We start from the raw sequence: 1,016 nt of genomic DNA on the forward strand, positions 1-1,016 counted from the left end.
CTGGGCTGGGCTGGGCTGGGCTGGGGCTGCAGCCGCGGGCTCTACGCGTCCCACCAGGCGTCGGGGCGTCCTGGGGTCACGACGCGCACGTCGTGGATCGCCGCGACACGGGCGAGCAACGGGTCGTAGGTGGCGAGCTGCTCGATCTCCGGGTGGGCCACGGCGATCCCCAGGTGCATCGCCCGGAACGGGTCCAGCACCGCCGACGCCATCGACGCCGGCTTGAACGCCTGGTCGAAGAACCGGACGACGGTGATCCGCTCGGCGACGTCGTGCGCCTTGGCCCGGGCCACCGTGTCCCGGCCCAGCGCCGCCCGCCGCAGCTCCGTCAGGCCGAGGGGCGAGGTCACGACGTCGTCGGCGTGCTGGTCGTACCAGCGCAGCCACGAGACGGACTCCGGGTCCGTCGACAGCACGCGGCTCAGCGCCGAGCCGTCCGCGTAGGTCAGCATGTCCCTCGTCGTTCCTCCAGCGTGGAGCCTAGATCAGCCACCACGCTCCCCCGCACCCGCACCGGCCACCGGACGGCCCCCGCACACGACGGCGGCGCGGTCCGCGTGGGGACCGCGCCGCCGTGCGCGACTGTGCCGGACGTGCGAGACGTCAGGCCGCGCCCGCCCGCAGCCGCTGCATCGCGAGCTGCACGAGCGAGATGAGCGTCTGCTTCGTGGCCGCCCGGTTCCGGGCGTCCGTGTACATGAGCGGGACGTGCGCCGGCACGGACAGCGCCTCGCGGATGTCCTCGAGCTGGTGCTTCGCGACCCCGTCGAAGCAGTTGACCGCCACGACGAACGGGATGCCCCGGCTCTCGAAGTAGTCCACGGCGGGGAAGCACTGGTCGAGGCGCTCGGTGTCGACCAGCACCACGGCACCGATGGCGCCGCGGACCAGGTCGTCCCACATGAACAGGAAGCGGTCCTGGCCGGGCGTGCCGAACAGGTAGAGCCACAGCGACCCGGGCAGCGCGATGCGGCCGAAGTCCATCGCGACGGTCGTGGTGGTCTTCCGGTCGGTCA

The 1,016-nt window shown here is 72.7% G+C and carries 2 protein-coding genes; both read right to left on the reverse strand.

Going from position 1 to position 1,016, the window contains the following annotated elements:
- Positions 1–41: 41 nt before the first annotated feature.
- On the reverse strand, positions 42–452 hold the full coding sequence (locus N866_RS17920) for a PIN domain-containing protein (RefSeq protein ID WP_034229207.1): 411 nt from the start codon (positions 450–452) through the stop codon (positions 42–44).
- 151 nt (positions 453–603) lie between these two features.
- The coding region (locus tag N866_RS17925; protein WP_034229210.1) for a GTP-binding protein at positions 604–1,016 on the reverse strand (413 nt) is incomplete at its 5' end.

Origin of the sequence: Actinotalea ferrariae CF5-4 (assembly GCF_000603945.1) — a bacterium.
GTDB classification, from domain to species: domain Bacteria; phylum Actinomycetota; class Actinomycetes; order Actinomycetales; family Cellulomonadaceae; genus Actinotalea; species Actinotalea ferrariae.